This is a genomic window from Streptomyces fulvorobeus, assembly GCF_013167895.1.
Taxonomy (GTDB): Bacteria; Actinomycetota; Actinomycetes; order Streptomycetales; family Streptomycetaceae; genus Streptomyces; species Streptomyces fulvorobeus.
In genome coordinates this window covers 1,013,682-1,031,307 of sequence record NZ_BLWC01000001.1, presented here as the reverse complement: position 1 = coordinate 1,031,307, position 17,626 = coordinate 1,013,682, and the positions used below count along the sequence as shown (strand labels likewise).

At 70.2% G+C, this 17,626-nt stretch carries 17 protein-coding genes and 1 pseudogene; 11 read left to right on the top strand and 7 right to left on the bottom strand.

Annotated features, from left to right (window positions below; translation table 11 throughout):
* Window positions 1-3 precede the first annotated feature (3 nt).
* The 11 genes and pseudogenes from pafA (at window position 4) to Sfulv_RS04510 (ending at window position 10,702) form a co-directional block, all read left to right on the top strand.
* Window positions 4-1,365: a Pup--protein ligase gene (gene pafA / locus Sfulv_RS04560; protein ID WP_173311699.1), complete on the top strand. Its 1,362-nt coding sequence runs from the start codon at window positions 4-6 to the stop codon at window positions 1,363-1,365.
* 125 nt (window positions 1,366-1,490) lie between these two features.
* Window positions 1,491-2,425, top strand: a pseudogene (locus Sfulv_RS04555) (FKBP-type peptidyl-prolyl cis-trans isomerase).
* Window positions 2,426-2,468: 43 nt separating this feature from the next.
* Window positions 2,469-2,843, top strand: coding sequence for an FKBP-type peptidyl-prolyl cis-trans isomerase (locus Sfulv_RS04550; protein WP_173311693.1), 375 nt, complete (start codon window positions 2,469-2,471; stop codon window positions 2,841-2,843).
* 116 nt (window positions 2,844-2,959) lie between these two features.
* Window positions 2,960-3,907: a helix-turn-helix transcriptional regulator gene (locus tag Sfulv_RS04545; RefSeq protein WP_173311690.1), complete on the top strand. Its 948-nt coding sequence runs from the start codon at window positions 2,960-2,962 to the stop codon at window positions 3,905-3,907.
* 15 nt (window positions 3,908-3,922) lie between these two features.
* A complete protein-coding gene (locus Sfulv_RS04540) occupies window positions 3,923-4,879 on the top strand; it encodes a helix-turn-helix transcriptional regulator (RefSeq protein ID WP_173311688.1) in 957 nt (318 codons plus the stop codon).
* Window positions 4,880-4,904: 25 nt separating this feature from the next.
* Window positions 4,905-5,171, top strand: coding sequence for a CpXC domain-containing protein (locus tag Sfulv_RS04535; RefSeq protein ID WP_173311685.1), 267 nt, complete (start codon window positions 4,905-4,907; stop codon window positions 5,169-5,171).
* Between the two features lie 27 nt (window positions 5,172-5,198).
* A complete protein-coding gene (locus Sfulv_RS04530) occupies window positions 5,199-5,396 on the top strand; it encodes a G protein-coupled receptor family protein (protein ID WP_173311682.1) in 198 nt (65 codons plus the stop codon).
* 216 nt (window positions 5,397-5,612) lie between these two features.
* Window positions 5,613-5,915 (top strand): Sec-independent protein translocase subunit TatA, encoded by a 303-nt coding sequence (tatA, locus tag Sfulv_RS04525; RefSeq protein ID WP_173311679.1) that lies wholly within the window; start codon window positions 5,613-5,615, stop codon window positions 5,913-5,915.
* 49 nt (window positions 5,916-5,964) lie between these two features.
* Window positions 5,965-6,912 (top strand): twin-arginine translocase subunit TatC, encoded by a 948-nt coding sequence (gene tatC / locus Sfulv_RS04520; RefSeq protein ID WP_173311676.1) that lies wholly within the window; start codon window positions 5,965-5,967, stop codon window positions 6,910-6,912.
* Between the two features lie 18 nt (window positions 6,913-6,930).
* Window positions 6,931-7,824: a YegS/Rv2252/BmrU family lipid kinase gene (locus Sfulv_RS04515; protein ID WP_173311673.1), complete on the top strand. Its 894-nt coding sequence runs from the start codon at window positions 6,931-6,933 to the stop codon at window positions 7,822-7,824.
* 43 nt (window positions 7,825-7,867) lie between these two features.
* Window positions 7,868-10,702: a DEAD/DEAH box helicase gene (locus Sfulv_RS04510; protein WP_173311671.1), complete on the top strand. Its 2,835-nt coding sequence runs from the start codon at window positions 7,868-7,870 to the stop codon at window positions 10,700-10,702.
* A 181-nt stretch (window positions 10,703-10,883) separates the two neighbouring features.
* On the opposite strand, the gene Sfulv_RS04505 is transcribed toward Sfulv_RS04510, so the two are convergent.
* From Sfulv_RS04505 to Sfulv_RS04475, 7 genes are all read right to left on the bottom strand, one after another.
* Window positions 10,884-11,321: an SPW repeat protein gene (locus tag Sfulv_RS04505; protein WP_173311668.1), complete on the bottom strand. Its 438-nt coding sequence runs from the start codon at window positions 11,319-11,321 to the stop codon at window positions 10,884-10,886.
* Between the two features lie 312 nt (window positions 11,322-11,633).
* Window positions 11,634-12,278 carry a fasciclin domain-containing protein gene (locus tag Sfulv_RS04500; protein WP_173311665.1) on the bottom strand — a complete coding sequence of 215 codons (645 nt, stop codon included), beginning with the start codon at window positions 12,276-12,278 and terminating at the stop codon, window positions 11,634-11,636.
* 106 nt (window positions 12,279-12,384) lie between these two features.
* Entirely contained in the window at window positions 12,385-14,022 is a 1,638-nt protein-coding gene (locus tag Sfulv_RS04495; protein WP_173311662.1) for a molybdopterin-dependent oxidoreductase, read from the bottom strand.
* Between the two features lie 218 nt (window positions 14,023-14,240).
* Window positions 14,241-14,993, bottom strand: a complete 753-nt coding sequence (locus Sfulv_RS04490) for an anti-sigma factor (RefSeq protein ID WP_173311659.1) — start codon at window positions 14,991-14,993, stop codon at window positions 14,241-14,243.
* Window positions 14,990-15,574 carry a sigma-70 family RNA polymerase sigma factor gene (locus tag Sfulv_RS04485; protein ID WP_173311656.1) on the bottom strand — a complete coding sequence of 195 codons (585 nt, stop codon included), beginning with the start codon at window positions 15,572-15,574 and terminating at the stop codon, window positions 14,990-14,992. The genes Sfulv_RS04490 and Sfulv_RS04485 overlap by 4 nt, the downstream gene beginning before the upstream one ends.
* 170 nt (window positions 15,575-15,744) lie before the next feature.
* Window positions 15,745-16,692: a hypothetical protein gene (locus Sfulv_RS04480; protein ID WP_173311653.1), complete on the bottom strand. Its 948-nt coding sequence runs from the start codon at window positions 16,690-16,692 to the stop codon at window positions 15,745-15,747.
* 84 nt (window positions 16,693-16,776) lie between these two features.
* Complete coding sequence (locus Sfulv_RS04475; RefSeq protein WP_173311650.1) at window positions 16,777-17,619, bottom strand: siderophore-interacting protein; 843 nt, start codon at window positions 17,617-17,619, stop codon at window positions 16,777-16,779.
* Window positions 17,620-17,626 lie beyond the last annotated feature (7 nt).

Here is a 17,626-nt window from a genome sequence, read left to right as displayed (position 1 = left end):
GTCATGGACCGCCGCATTTTCGGGCTGGAGAACGAGTACGGCGTCACGTGCACGTTCAGGGGACAGCGCCGACTGTCACCTGACGAAGTGGCGCGCTACCTCTTCCGCCGTGTTGTGTCATGGGGCCGCAGCAGCAATGTCTTCCTGCGGAACGGCGCCCGCCTCTACCTCGACGTGGGATCGCATCCGGAATATGCAACCCCCGAATGCGACAACGTGACCGAGCTGGTCACGCACGACAAGGCCGGCGAGCGCATTCTCGAAGGACTGCTCGTCGACGCCGAACGCCGCCTGCACGAGGAGGGAATCGCGGGCGACGTCTATCTCTTCAAGAACAACACCGACTCGGCGGGAAACTCCTACGGGTGCCACGAGAACTACCTCGTGGCCCGGCACGGAGAATTCTCCCGGCTCGCGGACATCCTCATTCCGTTCCTCGTCACCAGGCAGCTGATCTGCGGTGCCGGCAAGGTGCTGCAGACTCCGCGCGGGGCGGTCTACTGCGTCAGCCAGCGTGCCGAGCACATCTGGGAGGGCGTCAGCTCCGCGACGACCCGCTCCCGGCCGATCATCAATACCAGGGACGAACCGCACGCCGACGCCGAGCGGTACCGCCGCCTCCACGTCATCGTCGGCGACTCCAACATGTCCGAGACGACCATGCTGCTCAAGGTCGGCGCGACCGACCTGGTGCTCCGCATGATCGAGGCGGGCACCGTGATGCGCGACCTGACCCTGGAGAACCCGATCCGGGCCATCCGCGAGGTCAGCCACGACATCACCGGGCAGCGCAAGGTGCGCCTGGCCAACGGCCGTGAGGCATCGGCCATCGAGGTGCAGCGCGAGTACTACGAGAAGGCCGTCGACTTCGTGGAGCGCCGGGGCATCCGCACCGGCACCGTCGACCAGGTGCTCGAACTGTGGGGCCGCACGCTCGACGCGATCGAGGCGGAGGACCTCGACCGGATCGGTACCGAGATCGACTGGGTCATGAAGTACAAGCTCATCGAGCGGTACCGCGCCAAGCACAACATGACCATGTCGAATCCGAGGATCGCTCAGATAGACCTCGCCTACCACGACATCCACCGCCGCCGAGGGCTCTACTACCTGCTGGAGCGCAAGGGGCAGGTCGCCCGCATCTGCAACGACCTGAAGATCTTCGAGGGCAAGACCGTGCCCCCGCAGACCACCAGGGCACGGCTGCGCGGGGACTTCATCCGCAGGGCCCAGGAGCAGCGGCGGGACTTCACCGTCGACTGGGTCCATCTCAAGCTCAACGACCAGGCGCAGCGCACGGTGTTGTGCAAGGACCCCTTCCGGTCCGTGGACGAGCGGGTGGAGAAACTGATCGCGGGAATGTGACCGGGCGCACGGCGCCCAGGCACGCAAGGTCACGACAGGGCCCGTACGTTCCTCGTACGGGGCCCTGGGTACGCCCTAGAGTGTCGGGGACCCAACCAACGTGCCGTCTGAGATCTGAGGAACCAGTGCGCCGACTCGCCGGCCTTCTCGTCGCCCCCTCCTGCTGCTGTCGGCAGTGGCCTGTGGCGACGACAAGGGCTCCGACACCGCCTCGTCAAAGAACGGAATGCCCGCCATCACCGCGGGCACGAAGTTCGGCGAGAAGCCCACCCTCGCGAAGGGCGAGGGCGACCCGCCCAAGGAGCTGCAGACCGAGGTCGTCAGTGAGGGTGACGGCGCGAAGCTGAAGAACGGCGACGCGATCCAGGTCAACTACCTCGGGCAGTCGTGGGACTCCACGAAGCCGTTCGACAACAGCTTCGACCGCAAGCAGCCGTTCGACCTGACGCTCGGTGCGGGCATGGTCATCCAGGGATGGGACAAGGGGCTGGCCGGTCAGAAGGTCGGCAGCCGCGTCGAGCTCGTGATCCCGCCCGAGCTCGGCTACGGAGCGCAGGGCCAGGGCGACATCAAGCCCAACGCCACACTCGTCTTCGTCATCGACATCGTGAAGGCGACGCAGATCCCGGCCTCGGCCAAGGGCTCCGAAGTCGCCCAGGACGACATCGACCTGCCGAAGGTGGGCACCAAGACCGACGGCAAGGCTCCCACCGTCACGGTCCCCAAGAGCGACCCGCCCGCCAAGCTGGTCTCCAGCTACATCCTGGAGTCCGACGGCGCGGTCATCAAGGCGAGCGACAGCGTCGTGGTGAACTACGTGGCTCTGCTGTGGAAGGGCGGCAAGAAGTTCGACAGCACCTACGACCAGGGCAAGACCCAGACGTTCCCGCTGGCCCAGGTCACCCTGAAGGGGCTGAAGGACGGTCTGGTCGACAAGAAGGTCGGCAGCCGCGTCCTGCTCGTCATCCCGCCGGACCAGGCGTTCGGTGACAAGGCGCAGCAGAGCATCCCCGCCAAGTCGACGCTGGTCTTCGCGGTCGACGTCCTGGCGAAGATGTAAGACTGTCCCGGTCGCCCAGTTCATCATCCAGAGGAGCACTTCAGTGAGCATCGAGAAGCCCGAGATCGACTTCCCGGGTGGCGAGCCGCCGGTCGACCTGGAGATCAAGGACATCTGGGAGGGCGAGGGCGAGGTCGCCACGGCCGGCCAGACCGTCTCCGTCCACTACGTGGGCGTGGCCTACTCCACCGGCGAGGAGTTCGACGCTTCGTGGAACCGCGGCGCTCCGCTCAAGTTCCAGCTCGGTGCCGGTCAGGTCATCAAGGGCTGGGACCAGGGCGTGCAGGGCATGAAGGTCGGCGGCCGCCGCCAGCTGATCATCCCCGCGCACCTCGCGTACGGTGACCGCGGAGCCGGCGCGGGCGCCATCGCTCCCGGCGAGACGCTGATCTTCGTCTGCGACCTGATGGGCGTCTGAGCCACGGTCGTACGTGAGCGAGGGCCCGTGCCGGCAGGCACGGGCCCTCGCTTTTTGTCCGGACACCCCGGGGCGGTACGGTCGAGGGTCGGAGAGCACGGAGAGAAAGGGCGCCGATGGCGATTGCCAAGGCCGAACGGTTGATGAACCTGGCGCTGTGCCTGCTGGGTACCCGGCGCCCGCTCAGCAAGCGTGAGCTGCGCGAGTCCATCGAGGCGTACCTGGAAGCGGGTACCGACGACTCCTTCAACCGGATGTTCGAGCGCGACAAGGACGATCTGCGCGAACTCGGCCTGGTCATCGAGACCGTGGAGAACCTGGACGCCGAGACCGGCTACCTCGCCCGCCGCGACAGCAACCGGCTGCCCCCCATCACCCTGGACGTTGAGGAGGCCGCCGCGCTCGGGCTGGCCGCCAAGGTGTGGCAGCAGGCCCGCCTCGCCGGTGCCGCCAGCGGAGCCCTGCAGAAGCTGCGGGCTGCGGGCATGCCGGAGGACGCCTACGAGGTGCACAGCGCCCTCGAACCCCGTATCCCCGTGCACGAGGCCGCCTTCGAACCGCTGATGCTCGCCTGCCGCGACCGCCGCCCGGTCACCTTCGACTACCGCAGGGGCAACGCCGCCCACCACGAGCAGCGCCAGGTGGAGCCCTGGACCCTGGAGTGCTGGCGGGGCCACTGGTACCTGGCCGGCTGGGACCGCGACCGCGGCGCCGAGCGGGTCTTCCGGCTCTCCCGGATCACCGGCCGGGTCCGCTCACGCGCCGGGGCGTTCACCGCCCCCGTACCGGACGTGGTGACCGTGCGCGAGACCGTGGAGAGCTGGGCCGGTGAGACCGCCACCAGGACCGCGTGGATCAGACTCCGCTCCGGTTCCGGTTACCCGCTGCGCTCCCGGGCGATATCGGTGCGGGAACTCGGCGACGGCTGGGACGAGTTGGAGATCCCGTACGGACACGGACTGGATGCCTGGCTCGTCGAGTTCGGTCCGGACGTCGTCGTGAGGGAACCCGCCGATCTGCGGGCCGATGTAGTGGACCGGCTGCGCGCCGTGGCCAAGGACTGAGGGGACCCGTAGCTCATGGCCGCGAACGCGATCGACCAGACCCGCCGGATGCTGTCCCTGGTGACCTATCTGCGTGAGCGCCCCGGCGCCCACGTCCAGGACGTCGCCAGGGCCTTCGGGATCACCGAGGACGAGCTGATCTCCGACCTGGACGTGCTGCCCATGTGCGGGACGAGCTTCCGGGGCGGGGACCTCCTGGACATCGACACCGACGGCGACCGGATCTGGTGGCACAACCCGGACGACGTCGCCGAGCCCCTGCGCCTGGCATCGGACGAGGCCACCGCCCTGCTCGTCGCCGCCCGCGCCGTGGCGACCCTGCCCGGGCTCCGCGAGAGCGACCGGCTCGCGCTGGTCCGCGCGACGGCCAAGCTGGAGACCGCCGCCGGTGAGGTGGGCGCAGCCAGTTCCCGGCTCTCGGTCACCTTCGAGGCCGAGGGCGGGGTCTTCGCCGATGTGGACCGGGCGATCTCCGAGCGGCGCCGGCTCTGGCTGCGCTACTACTCCCCGGCGCGCGACGAGCTCACCGAGCGCGAGGTGGACCCGATCAGGCTGTTCGCCGTCGGCCACACCTACATGGAGGCGTGGTGCAGGCTCTCCGAGGCCCGGCGCACGTTCCGGCTCGACCGGGTCGCCGAGATCCGGCTCCTGGACGCCCCCTCCGCCCCGCCGGAGCTGGAGCTGCGGGACCTCTCCGAAGGGCTCGTGCAGCCGGCGGCCGAGGACCCGGAGGTCGTGATCGAGGTGGGGCCCGGTGGCCGCTGGGTCGCCGAGTACTACCCGCACGACAGCGCGGACGAGCTCCCCGACGGTGGTCTGCGGATCACCCTGCGCACCCCCGACCCGGCCTCGCTGCGCAGGCTCGCCCTGCGGCTCGGCGGGGAAGGGCGGATCGTCTCGCCGCCCGAGCTCGCGCGCAGTGCGCGCGAGGCGGCCAGGGTCGCGCTCGCCGCGTACGACGACGTGATCTGAGCGGCGCGGAGGGGAGGTGGAGCAGATGCGGATGTCCGTGACGACCGGTGTCACGCCCGTGCCGTTGCCCGCCGCCGTCCGCTTCAGGGCCGCCTGCCCCGCCTGCCGTGAGCGCTTCGAGCTCGCTGCGGGCGCCCTGCGTCTCGTCATCGGCGCCGGCAGCCGCACCACGTTCTACACCTTCACCTGCCCCGCCTGCGGCGCCGCCGTCCGCAAGCCCGCGGGGGAGCGCGTCATCGAACTCCTCACCGGTGGAGGCGTGCGGACGCTGCGCCTCCACACCGCCCCGTAACACCCGACGACATCGAGGCACCGCCGCATGTTCTGGCCCATGCTCGCCATCGCCCTGGGATTCCTGGGGACCGCCGTACTCGGCGTTCTCGCCGTCAAGGTCTTCGTGGAGGCCCAGCGGCTCGGCCGCCAGGTCGCCGCCACCACCGACCGGATCAACAGGGCGGCGGAGGATCTCGAACGGGCGGCGACCGGCCTGGCCGCCGCCGGTGAGACCCTGCGATAGAAGGTGTGCGGCCTCCTGTTCCGGGGGTTCGAGGGGTACGCTGCAGGTGTCGGCCCAGGCAGGGAGGTGAGGGTCGCAACCGGGAGTACGCAAGGGCATTGCCCCCTGTTCACCCCTGCGGGATACGATCGCTGCCAGCGCACGGATCGGGCCGGTGTCCGATCGAACGGGTAGCGAGCCCACCCTCCAGCCGCCTCAGTGAGAAGGAAGTCGCACATGATCGGCAATCTGAAGCCCCTCGAGATCGTTCTGATCATCGCTGTCATCCTGCTTCTCTTCGGTGCCAAGAAGCTTCCGGACATGGCGCGTTCGCTCGGCAAGTCGGCCCGCATCCTCAAGAGCGAGGCCAAGGCGATGAAGAAGGACGACGCGGAGCCCGCGGCGCCCACCACCGAGACCGTCACGGACCAGACTCCGCAGGCGACCCCCGCACGCACCATCCAGGCGGCGCCCGGAGACGTCAGCAGCTCCCGCCCGGTCAGCGACGTCAAGCCCACCCAGCCCACCACCCAGGGCTGACAGCCGGCAGGCTCCACCGACAGCTGCCGCACGAGATGAGGGAAGTGGGTTGCTCAAGTCTGCCCGCAAGCAGGAGAAGGACGAGGAGGGGCGCATGCCCCTCCTCGATCACCTGCGTGAGCTGCGTAACCGGCTGCTGAAGGCCGTACTGGCGATTCTCGTGGTGACGATCGTCGCCGCCTTCTTCCAGAAGGACATCTACGACTTCCTGCTGCGCCCGCTCATCAGCTCGGTGGGCTGTGAAGGCGCTGTCGTCGTCGCGAAGAACGGGAATCCCTGCGCGCTGCTGAAGACCGACACCCTGATGGGCCCCTTCACCAACGCGCTGAAGGTCGCCCTGATGTCGGGTGTGCTGCTGGCCGCCCCGGTCTGGCTCTACCAGCTGTGGGCGTTCGTGGCGCCGGGTCTGCACAAGGGCGAGAAGCGGTACGCCTACGGCTTCGCGGTCCTCGGAGCGCCGTTGTTCCTCGCTGGCGGATACCTCGCCTACTCGATCCTGCCGCAGACGGCGGAGATCATGCTCGGGTTCACCCCCAGCGACGTGCAGAACCAGATCGGGCTCGACAGCTATCTGGATCTGCTCACGCGCATGGTGATCGTCTTCGGTCTCGCCTTCGAACTGCCGCTCTTCCTCATCGCGCTGAACATGACGGGCGTCGTCACCGGCAAGCGGATGCTCGGCTGGTGGCGGGGCATGATCATCGGCCTCACCGGGTTCGCGGCGATCGCCACGCCCGGTGGTGAACCGGTCTCCATGCTGCTCCTCGCGGGACCGCTGGCCGTGCTCTACTTCGTGGCCACCGGCTTCTCGCTCCTCAACGACGCCCGCAGACGCCGCAACAACCCCGACGCCGAGCTCGACGACGACGAGGCGTCGAGGCTGGACCTCACCCCCGAGGTGGTGTCCGCCTCGCGTGCCCCCTTGCCCGAGCAGGCGACCGGGGCGCCGGACGGCGCCCGCTCGCACCGGCTCAACGGTTACGACGACATCACCTGACCTTGTAGGGTCCGGCGGGTGACCAGCGAGATCACCCTTTTCGTCAATCCCACCGCAGGACGCGGCCGGGGCGCGCACGCCGCGCAGCCGGCCGCTTCGGCGTTGCGGGACGCCGGGTTCTCGGTGCGCACCGTCCTTGGAGCGGACGCGGATGATGCGCTGCTCCGGGTCCGCGCGGCCGTGTGTGCCGGGACCGGGGCGGTGATAGCCGTGGGCGGGGACGGGATGGCCTCCCTCGCCCTTCAGGCCGTCGCCGGGACCACGACCCCGCTCGGCGTCGTCGCCGTCGGTACCGGCAACGACTTCGCCCGCGCGCTCGGCCTTCCGGTTCGGGACCCGGCCGCCGCCGGCCGGCTGGCCGCCCGGGCCCTCAAGGAGGGCCGTATCCGGGACATCGACCTCGGGCGGGCCGGCGGGCGGTGGTTCGGCTCGGTCCTCGCCTCCGGCTTCGACTCACGGGTGAACGACCGGGGCAACCGCATGGTCCGGGGCGGGCGCTTCAAGTACGACCTGGCGATCCTCGCCGAGCTGGCGGCGTTCAAGCCGATCCCGTACCGCATCCGGCTCGACGGTGGCGCCGTCCGGGAGGTCGAGGCGACGCTGATCGCGGTGGGCAACGGGCCCTCGTACGGCGGTGGCATGCGGATCTGTGCGGACGCGGTCATGGACGACGGGCTGTTCGACGTGACCGTGGTGGGCGACTGCGGCCGGGCGACGCTGCTGAAGGTGTTCCCCCAGGTGTACAGGGGTATGCACCTGGGGCATCCCAAGGTCACCGTGCACCGGGTCTCCTCCATCGAGCTGGCGGCGCCGGGTGTCACCGCCTACGCGGACGGGGAGCCACTGGGTGCGCTGCCCCTCACGGCCACCAGCGTGCCGGGCGCGGTGAGGGTCCTCTGCCCGGGAAAGTAAAGATCGCCTGACTGTCAGAGGCGGCGGGTAGGCTCGTATCAAGATGACAGAGGACCTCTCACCAGCTGAGCGATACCAGGCTTCCCGCGTCCGTGCGGCCGAGCGGGCCACCGCCCTCGGGCCCTTCCGCGAGTTGTACGAATTCGGTCTCGACCCCTATCAGGTCGAGGCGTGCGAGGCCCTGGAGGCGGGCAAGGGCGTGCTGGTGGCCGCGCCCACCGGCTCGGGCAAGACGATCGTGGGCGAGTTCGCCGTGCACCTCGCGCTCCAGCAGGGCCGCAAGTGCTTCTACACCACCCCGATCAAGGCGCTGTCCAACCAGAAGTTCGCCGACCTGGCCCGGCGTCACGGCGCGGACAAGGTCGGTCTGCTGACCGGCGACAACAGTGTCAATCCCGAGGCACCGGTGGTCGTCATGACCACCGAGGTCCTGCGGAACATGCTGTACGCGGGCTCACAGTCCCTGACCGGCCTCGGTTACGTGGTGATGGACGAGGTGCACTACCTCTCCGACCGCTTCCGGGGCGCGGTGTGGGAGGAAGTGATCATCCACCTGCCGGAGTCCGTGACCCTGGTGTCCCTGTCGGCGACGGTGTCCAACGCCGAGGAGTTCGGTGACTGGCTGGGCACCGTCCGCGGCGACACCGAGGTGATCGTCTCCGAGCACCGCCCCGTGCCGCTCTGGCAGCACGTGCTGGCCGGGCGCCGGATGTACGACCTCTTCGAGGAGGAGACCGATCACGGGGGCCGGGGCACGGGACGCCGTGAGGTCAACCCGGATCTCGTGCGGCTCGCCCGCATGGAGAACCAGGTCGGTCACAACCCGCGCGACCGGCGCCGCGGCAAGATGGTGCGCGAGGCGGACCGCGAGCGCGAGCGGCGCCAGCGCAGCCGGATCTGGACCCCTTCGAGGCCCGAGGTCATCGACCGGCTGGACCACGAGGGGCTGCTGCCGGCCATCACCTTCATCTTCAGCCGGGCGGGCTGCCAGGCCGCGGTCCAGCAGTGTCTGCAGGCCGGGCTCCGGCTGAACGACGAGGACAAGCGCCGGCAGGTGCGGGAGATCGTCGAGGAGCGGACCGCCGCCATCCCGGGTGAGGATCTGCACGTCCTCGGCTACTACGAATGGCTCGAAGGGTTGGAGCGGGGTATCGCCGCGCACCACGCGGGCATGCTGCCGACCTTCAAGGAGGTCGTCGAGGAGCTCTTCGTCCGCGGTCTCGTCAAGGCGGTCTTCGCGACGGAGACGCTGGCACTGGGCATCAACATGCCGGCGCGGTCCGTGGTCCTGGAGAAGCTGGTCAAGTGGAACGGCGAGCAGCACGCCGATATCACCCCCGGTGAGTACACGCAGCTCACCGGTCGTGCCGGTCGCCGCGGGATCGACGTCGAGGGCCACGCCGTGGTGCTGTGGCAGCGGGGCATGGACCCGACCGGTCTGGCCGGGCTCGCGGGCACACGCACGTACCCGCTCCGGTCCAGCTTCCGCCCCTCGTACAACATGGCCGTGAACCTCGTGCACCAGTTCGGGCGGCACCGCTCGCGCGAGCTGCTGGAGACCTCGTTCGCGCAGTTCCAGGCCGACCGGTCGGTCGTCGGGATCTCCAAGCAGGTCCAGCGCAACGAGGAGGGGCTGGCGGGTTACCGCGAGGGCATGACCTGCCACCTCGGTGACTTCGAGGAGTACGCGCGGATGCGGCGCGACCTCAAGGACCGCGAGACGGAGCTCGCCAAGCAGGGAGCGGCGCAGCGCCGGGTCGCGGCGGCGGCGTCCCTGGAGAGGCTGAAGCCGGGTGACGTCATCCACGTACCGACCGGCAAGTTCGCCGGGCTGGCGCTCGTCCTCGACCCGGGGGTGCCCGCCGGGCGGGCCAACGGGCACCGCGGCATGGAGTACGCCGAGGGGCCCAGGCCGCTGGTGCTCACCGCCGAGCGGCAGGTCAAGCGGCTCGCCTCGATCGACTTCCCGGTGCCGGTGGAGGCGCTGGACCGGATGCGGGTGCCGAAGTCGTTCAACGCGCGCTCGCCCCAGTCGCGCCGCGATCTGGCGTCCGCGCTGCGGACGAAGGCCGGGCACCTGGTGCCGGAGCGGCACCGCAGGGAGCGGGCGGCGGCGGCCGACGACCGCGAGATCTCGCGTCTGCGGACGGCTCTGCGCGCGCACCCCTGCCACGGGTGCGACGAGCGCGAGGACCACGCGCGGTGGGCGGAGCGGTACCACCGGCTGCAGCGTGACACGAAGCAGCTGGAGAGCCGGATCGCCGGGCGTACGAACACCATCTCCCGGACTTTCGACCGCATCGTGGCGCTCCTCACCGAGCTGGACTATCTGCGCGACAACGAGGTCACGTCGAACGGCCGGCGGCTGTCCCGCCTCTACGGTGAGCTCGACCTGCTCGCCAGCGAATGCCTGCGGGAAGGCGTCTGGGAAGGGCTGAACCCGTCCGAACTCGCGGCGTGCGTCTCGGCGCTGGTGTACGAGGCGCGGCAGGCGGACGACCCGGTGGCGCCGAAGCTGCCGAGCGGCCCGGTGAAGACGGCGATGGGCGAGATGGTGCGGATCTGGGGCCGACTCGACGCCTTGGAGGAGGAGTTCAGGATCAATCAGGCGGAGGGGGTCGGACAGCGCGAGCCCGATCTCGGTTTCGCCTGGGCGGTCCACATGTGGGCCTCGGGGCGGACGCTGGACGAGGTGCTGCGCGAGGCGGAGATGCCCGCCGGGGACTTCGTGCGGTGGTGCAAGCAGGTGATCGACGTGCTGGGGCAGATCGCGGCCGCCGCGCCGCGCGAGGGAGCGGGCGGGTCCGTGGCGAAGAACGCGCACAAGGCGGTCGACGCGGTGCGGCGGGGCGTGGTGGCGTACAGCTCGGTGGGGTGAGCCGAAGCTCCGGCCCTCATGGGATACAGGTCCGGTATGCGCGGTCCGGCAGTCGTGCGGTGCCGGGCCGCTGGGGTGCGTGGGCGCTTCGCCGTGCAGTTCTACGCCTGACGAGTGCGCCTGCGGCCGTGGGTGGACACGTCCGTGCCGTCCGCGGCCGCGGTGGCCTGTCGGTCCTGCCTCAGGTCTTCTTGCTCTTCATCACCGCGCCCGCGCAGACCAGCCCCAGCAGGAAGGTCAGTGCTCCCACGATGATGTTGTTGAGGACGACTCCGGCGTCCGGGCTGGTGCCCACGATCCACGTCGACACGATGAGCCAGGCGCCGATGGCGCAGATCGCCCAGCTCAGTCCGTACATCCGCTCCGGCATCACGGTGAACCCGAGTGCCAGCACCGCGATCGCGATGCCGAGGATGAGGTTGTGCGTCGCCAGCGAGGGCTGACTCGCCGTGAAGTGGAGCACCCACGGCGAGACGGCGCAGTACAGCCCGACCAGGAGTACCGGTGCGTCCACGAGAGCTACGTCACGGCCGCCGAGTACGCGGTCGTACCGTGCTGACATTTCTGACACATCGGGGTGAGCGCCTATGTCACTCCGGGGGTGCGAGACGTTGCTCATGGGATTCGTCTCCTTCGGTTCCGCAGGCCCGACCGCTTCGGATGAGTGCACGCGGTGGGCACCTATCATGGCCATTCTGCGCTTATATGCCCCTTATGTGTAGTTTTCCGGCGAGTGAATTTTGGGAAGTGGCGGGCCGACGCGAGATCGCACGGCTCCTCGCTCGTCAGCACACATTCGGCCCGGGGCCCGGGGTCTGGGACCGGTGGACCGGCTCACCCGGCTGTTGCCGACAGACGGAACCGGCCCGCGCGAGCGAATCGCGCGGGCCGGTTCCGGTCCCGTCCTGCTGTACGCCGGGTGGCGTGCCGGCTACTTCGGGGGCATCAGGACCGAGTCGACGATGTAGACCGTGGCGTTCGCCGTCGGGACGTTGCCGCAGACCACCTTGGAGGCGTCGTTGACGGTGTAGTCCACGCCCGAACCGGCGGTGGTGAGCTTGCTCTTCGCCAGGGTGTCGAAGGAGCCCTTCTCCAGCTGCTGCGGCGTCAGCTTCTCGCCCACCACGTGGTAGGTGAGGACCTTGGTGAGCGCGGCCTTGTCAGCCAGCAGCGCGTCGAGGTCGGCCTTCGGGACCTTGGCGAAGGCGTCGTTGGTCGGCGCGAACACCGTGATGTTCTCGGCGTTGTTCAGCGTGTCGACCAGACCGGCCTGCTTGACGGCGGTGACCAGCGTGGAGAGGTCCGGGTTGTTCGACGCGGCCGTGGCGACCGGGTCCTGGGCCATGCCGTCGAACGATCCCGCACCGTCCGCGGGCACGGACGCGCAGCCCGGACCGAACGGCTTGTCCATGTCCGCCGTCTTCTCCGGCGCCGCGGCGGGCTCGGAGGAAGCGGCCGAGGGGGTGGAGCCCGATGCGGAGTCCTTGGTGTCGCTCGAACAGGCCGTCAGCGCGAGCGGCAGCACGGCTGCGGCGGACACGGCGATGGCGGCGCGGCGGAAGCGAAGGGTGTTCATGGTGTTCTCCTGTTTCGGATGGTGACGGCCCGGAAAGGGCGTGTGCGGTGCGTCATGGGTGGGGGTATGGAGCGGAATACGTGGGCGAGTTCATCGGCCGGACTGCTCAGGGCACGTTGACCACCACCGAATGCCAGCCGGTCGCACCGTTGGGGACGGTGCCGACGCGCTTGTCCGTCTGAGTGGCACCCGTACGGTCCGTCGCGCGGACTTCGAGGGTGTGGCTGCCGGTCGTGGCGGGCCACTCCCACACCCACTGGCGCCAGGTGTCCCTGCTGTCCTCCGCGGCCAGCCGGGCGGTCTGCCACTCCCCGCCGTCGACCCGGACCTCCACCCGGGCGATGCCCCGCTGCTGGGCCCAGGCGACTCCGGCGACCGGCACCGTGCCCGCCTTGGGGGAGGCGAACGGGCGCGGGGTGTCGATGCGCGACTGGGTCTTGATGGGAGCCTCACGCGACCAGCTGCGCTTGACCCAGTAGGCGTCGTACTCGTCGAAGGTCGTCAGCTCGATGTCCTTGATCCATTTGCAGGCGGACACATAGCCGTACAGGCCGGGGACGAGCATGCGGACGGGGAAACCGTGGCGGAAGGGGAGCGGTTCGCCGTTCATCCCGAGGGCGAGCATCGCGTCGCGGCCGTCCATGACGTCCTCGACGGGTGTGCCGATCGTCATGCCGTCGACGGACCTGGCCACGAGCTGATCGGCCTTTCCGCCCTTCGACGGCGGCTTCACCCCGGCCTCGCGCAGCAGATCGGCCAGGGGTACGCCGATCCAGCGGGCGGTGCCGACGTACGGGCCGCCGACCTCGTTGGATACGCAGGTCAGCGTGATGTCACGCTCGATCAGCTCCCGCTGGAGCAGCTCCTGGTAGTCCACCGTGAGGGGGCGTGTCACTCCCTTGCCGTGGATACGAAGGCTCCAGCGTCCGGCGTCGACACGGGGGACGACCAGGGCGGTGTCCACGCGGTAGAAGCTCTTGTTCGGGGTGACGAACGAGCTCAGCCCGCGGATGCCCAGATCCACGCCGCGAGGCACGGGGGGCGCCGCCGAGGCGGGGGCCGGAAGGGTGATCGCACCGCGTGAGGCGGACGCACCGGCCTGCTGGGACGCGGTGACCCGGCGCCCCGCGTAACCGGCACCCGCCGATGCGGCCGCCGCGACGGTCGCCGCGATGACGAACGAACGACGGTCGAAGGTGCCCTGGTCCGCCCGGACCTCCGTCTCCCCAGCCGCGGGAGGCGGAAGGGTCCTCGGGGCGAGCCGTCCGACCAGGAGGTACAGCACTCCTGCGGCCACCAGGGCACCCACCACCGAAGGCAGGGCGTCGCCCGGCCGGCCCTCGGGCCGCCCGATCGCCGCTACTGCCCCGACCACGCCGAAGATCAGGACGGCCGCCGCACCGAGCCGCCGGTGCCGCAGTGCCAGCACCCCCACCGCCATGGCGAAGACCGCCAGGAGTGTGAGGATGCCGAGCTGGAGCACCAGCTTGTCGGCGGTGCCGAAGTTCCGGATGGCGAAATCCTTCACCGCCGCGGGAGTGCGGTCGATGACCGCACCGCCCACCGCCGTGACCGGACCGGCCTCGGGACGTACGACTGCCGCGACCAGCTCGGCGACGCACAGGGCGCAGAACCCCGCGATCAGACCGCTGAGCGCGGCGAGGAAGGCGCGTGCCCAACGGGATCGCCGGGACAGGGAGCCCCTGTGCGGCTGCGAATCGTTCTGATCTGCTTTCACACCCATGATTCGGTGCCGGTCGGGCTGCGGATTGGTCAGTCACCCGATCGAATGAAACTACTTGTCTGGAGGGGGAATTGCCCCGTAATGCCTGGCGGCAGAGTTGCGCGGAGCGGCGAAGTCTGACAAGGCCGCGTCGTCCCGGCCCCGGAAAGCCGAAGACCCGGTGGCGCGGACGCCACCGGGTCTTGCGGGCCGAGCGGTCCCACGGGCCGCGGCTTCTCTCAGGCCGGCAGGCTCATCAGGGCCAGCGGCGCGGAGGTCGGCTGTTCCGAGCCGCCGACGGGTTCGACGGTGATACCCATCCCGGACGCCCCTGCGACCTCTCCGTCCATCAGTACGGCCTCACTCGCCGCCGACGGGTCCATCAGCCCCGCCGACCGCATCGTGCCGCCCTCGTCGAACCACAGCTGGTAGACCTTGCCGGCGGGCGGCTGCTCCATCCCGGACGTCAGGAACACCGCGCGGTTCTCACCGCGCGAGACGACGACGGTGCCCCGGGCGCCGCCCTTGAGCGTGCCCGAGGTCGTCCTCGCGTCCGGAGCCGCGAGCACCTGGGCGAGCTGTTCGCTCCGCTCGTCGGCACGGTTCGCCTCCTGCCGGGCGTCCTGGGCCACCTGGTTCTGCCAGACGGCGACCCCGCCGAAGGCGGCGGACGCGGCGATACAGGCGGCGAGCACGAAGCTCGTCCGGCGGCGCGCCCGGTTCCCGGTCCCGGTGGAGCGGCTGAGCGCGCCGTGCGACGGCGGCTCCTGACGTACGGTCGTGATCTCGCTCAGCACCCGGTCGCGCAGTGCGGGCCCCGGTCTGCGGGACACCGCGAGCCCGAGCCGTGCGGCGGTCGCGGACAACTCCCGTACCTCCTGGGAGCACGCCTCGCACATCCCGAGATGCCGTTCGAACTCCTGGCGTTCGTCGTCCGGCAGCGCGTGCAGGGCGTAGGCCCCGGTGAGCGTGTGGAGCTCGGCGGTGCTCATGCGTTCACCCCCAGGCAGTCGCGCATCCGGATGAGTCCGTCACGCAGTCGTGTCTTGATCGTGCCAAGAGGTACGGAGAGCAGCTCCGACACCTCGCGATAAGTGAGTCCGCGGTAGTAGGCCAGGGTCACGGACTGGCGTTGCAGTTCGGACAGGGTCCGCAGACAGCGGCGGACCTGTTCACGTTCGAGCCGGGTCTCGACCTGCTCCGACACCTCGTCGAAGTCGGGCGTACGGTCCAGCAGGGCGGCCTTGTGCTCACGGGCCGACGCGGCCTCCGCCGAGCGGACCCGGTCGACTGCCCTGTGGTGGGCCAGCGTCAGCACCCAGTTCATCGCACTGCCGCGGGCCGGCTGGAAGCGGGGCGCCGTGCGCCACACCTCCACCAGCACCTCCTGCGCCACTTCCTCCGACTGGGCCGGGTCCCGCAGGACACTGCGCACCAGACCGAGTACGGGCCCGCAGACCGCGTCGTACACCTTGGCGAAGGCGTTCTGGTCGCCTCGGGCGACCAGCACCAGGAGTTCCTGGAGGTCGGGCCCCGGAGACGGGGCTCCGCTGATGTGTACGGCTTCTCTCACGCGGGCTTCCTCCAAAGTCGGCGCATCGCTTCCCTGCGGTGATTCGGAGTCGACGCCCGCGCGGATTGGTCACTCCTCGGAAATTCTTCCACACTGCGGGTGATCCGCGAGGCCGTGTCCACCAAGTGCGTCAGGGGCCGGCGGGCACCTGAACAGAGGAGCGCACCGGATCATGGCGTGAGGTCCTTCTCGACGGAGCCGTACGAAGCGCTCTCGGGGCTCTCCGGGCTCTCGGGACTCACCGGGCGAACGGGGCCCGGGCGCAGCGCCGCGTACGCCGCGCCGGCTGTGGCGGCCAGGACCCCGGCCGCGGCGGTGAGTGTCGCCCCATCCGGGTGGATCAGCGGCTGCCCGCGCAGGGCCGGCCAGGTGAGCAGGGCGACGACGGCCGCGTACGCACCGGAGCCGACGTGTACGAGACGCAGCCGCATCCGTGGGTCGCCCAGCCGGGGAAGCCGCGCCGCCAGGGCGATCAGCGCCAGCAGGAGGAGCGGGAGCAGCTGGAGGGCGTGCATGCCGACGAAGTGCGGGATGCGCAGGTCGCCACCGGTCGTCGACCAGCCGGTGAGGGGCATCGAAGGGCCGCCGTCCGCCACGCCGACCGCGTGCGCCCCGACGACGTCCGCGGTGTCGAGACCGCCCGCGGCCCGCTGCTCCGCGGTCGGCTGGGTCATCAGGAAGCCGATTCCGGCTCCGGCCAGGGCGATGAGGGCGCCCGCGCGGATCACCCAGGCGGCGGCGCGGTCCGTGATCCGGGCGCGCAGCAGCGTGATCGCGATGACGAGGGTGCCGGTCCACAGGACGACGACGCTGACGGCCATCGCGTCGTAGAGGTACGAATCGAACGGGGTGGCGTGGTTGAAGTGGCTGCGCCTGCCGCGGACCGCCTGCGTGGTGATGAGCGCCATCTCCACCAGGCTCGCCACCGCCACGACGCTCCCGGCCCACCGGCCGATACGCCGGCCACGCGTCAGCAGGGTCAGCATCCAGGCGAGCGAGAGGGCGTACGCCACGAAGGAGACGGCGAACTTGAAGGGTTTCGCCCAGACGGCCTCGCCCGCCAGGACGCGGTCGTCGACCAGGAGTCCCACTCCGGCGACGAACGCCGGCACGGTCATCGCGGGAACCGGGCGGACGGGCCCGGGAGCGGCTGAACCCCGGTCACCGTCCTGCGTGGTGACCGGGGTCGGTGCGCCCGCCTGTTACGCGGCGCTCTCCTGCTCGCGCTCCACCTGCTCGTTCCACTCGCGCTTGACCGCGCGCCAGGCGTCGTCGCTCTGGCCCGCACGCCAGTAACCCGAGATCGAGAGCCGCGCGAGCGGAATCTGCCGCTCCAGGCGCAGATGGCGGCGGATCTCCTTCACGAAACCGGCCTCGCCGTGCACGAACGCCTGGACCTCGCCCGCGGGGAAGTCCAGGGCCTTCACCGCCGCGGTCACGGCTTCGCCGACCGGACGGCCGCCGCGGTGCAGCCAGGTGACGGCGACGCCGTCGGGCGTGACGATCTTCTGTTCCTCCGAGGCGTCCGTGACCTCGATGAACGCGTGGGCCACCGCGCCCGCCGGCATCTGCTCCAGGGTCGCCGCGATGGCCGGCAGCGCGCTCTCGTCGCCGGCCAGCAGGTGCCAGTCCGCCGAGGCGTCCGGGCCGTAGCCCCCGCCGGGGCCGAGGAAGGTCACCTGGTCGCCGGGGGCCGCGCGCATCGCCCAGGGGCCCGCGAGACCCTCGTCGCCGTGCACCACGAAGTCGACCGTCATCTCCCGGGCGTCCGGGTCCCAGGCCCGCACCGTGTACGTACGGGTGGTCGGCCACAGCTCGCGCGGGTGGCTCTCGCGGATCGCGGCGATGTCGAAGGGGTGCGCGTAGTCAGCGCCCTCAGGTGCGAAGCACAGCTTGATGTAGTGGTCGGTGAAACCGGAGAGCGCGAAATCGGCGAGACCGTCACCGCCGAGCACCACCCGCACCATGTGCGGGGTGAGCTGCTCGGTGCGCAGAACCTGGGCACCCTGGGCCTTCGGTGCCTGGCGTACCGGTCGATCTGCCACAAGGGCC

Coding starts and splice junctions, on each gene's coding strand:
- Sfulv_RS04510 (WP_173311671.1), top strand. CDS start 7,868: ATGACAGAGGACCTCTCACCAGCTGAGCGATACCAGGCTTCCCGCGTC.
- Sfulv_RS04480 (WP_173311653.1), bottom strand. CDS start 16,692: ATGACCGTGCCGGCGTTCGTCGCCGGAGTGGGACTCCTGGTCGACGAC.
- Sfulv_RS04530 (WP_173311682.1), top strand. CDS start 5,199: ATGTTCTGGCCCATGCTCGCCATCGCCCTGGGATTCCTGGGGACCGCC.
- Sfulv_RS04505 (WP_173311668.1), bottom strand. CDS start 11,321: ATGAGCAACGTCTCGCACCCCCGGAGTGACATAGGCGCTCACCCCGAT.
- Sfulv_RS04490 (WP_173311659.1), bottom strand. CDS start 14,993: ATGAGCACCGCCGAGCTCCACACGCTCACCGGGGCCTACGCCCTGCAC.
- Sfulv_RS04545 (WP_173311690.1), top strand. CDS start 2,960: ATGGCGATTGCCAAGGCCGAACGGTTGATGAACCTGGCGCTGTGCCTG.
- Sfulv_RS04500 (WP_173311665.1), bottom strand. CDS start 12,278: ATGAACACCCTTCGCTTCCGCCGCGCCGCCATCGCCGTGTCCGCCGCA.
- Sfulv_RS04495 (WP_173311662.1), bottom strand. CDS start 14,022: ATGGGTGTGAAAGCAGATCAGAACGATTCGCAGCCGCACAGGGGCTCC.
- Sfulv_RS04535 (WP_173311685.1), top strand. CDS start 4,905: ATGCGGATGTCCGTGACGACCGGTGTCACGCCCGTGCCGTTGCCCGCC.
- Sfulv_RS04540 (WP_173311688.1), top strand. CDS start 3,923: ATGGCCGCGAACGCGATCGACCAGACCCGCCGGATGCTGTCCCTGGTG.
- tatA (WP_173311679.1), top strand. CDS start 5,613: ATGATCGGCAATCTGAAGCCCCTCGAGATCGTTCTGATCATCGCTGTC.
- pafA (WP_173311699.1), top strand. CDS start 4: ATGGACCGCCGCATTTTCGGGCTGGAGAACGAGTACGGCGTCACGTGC.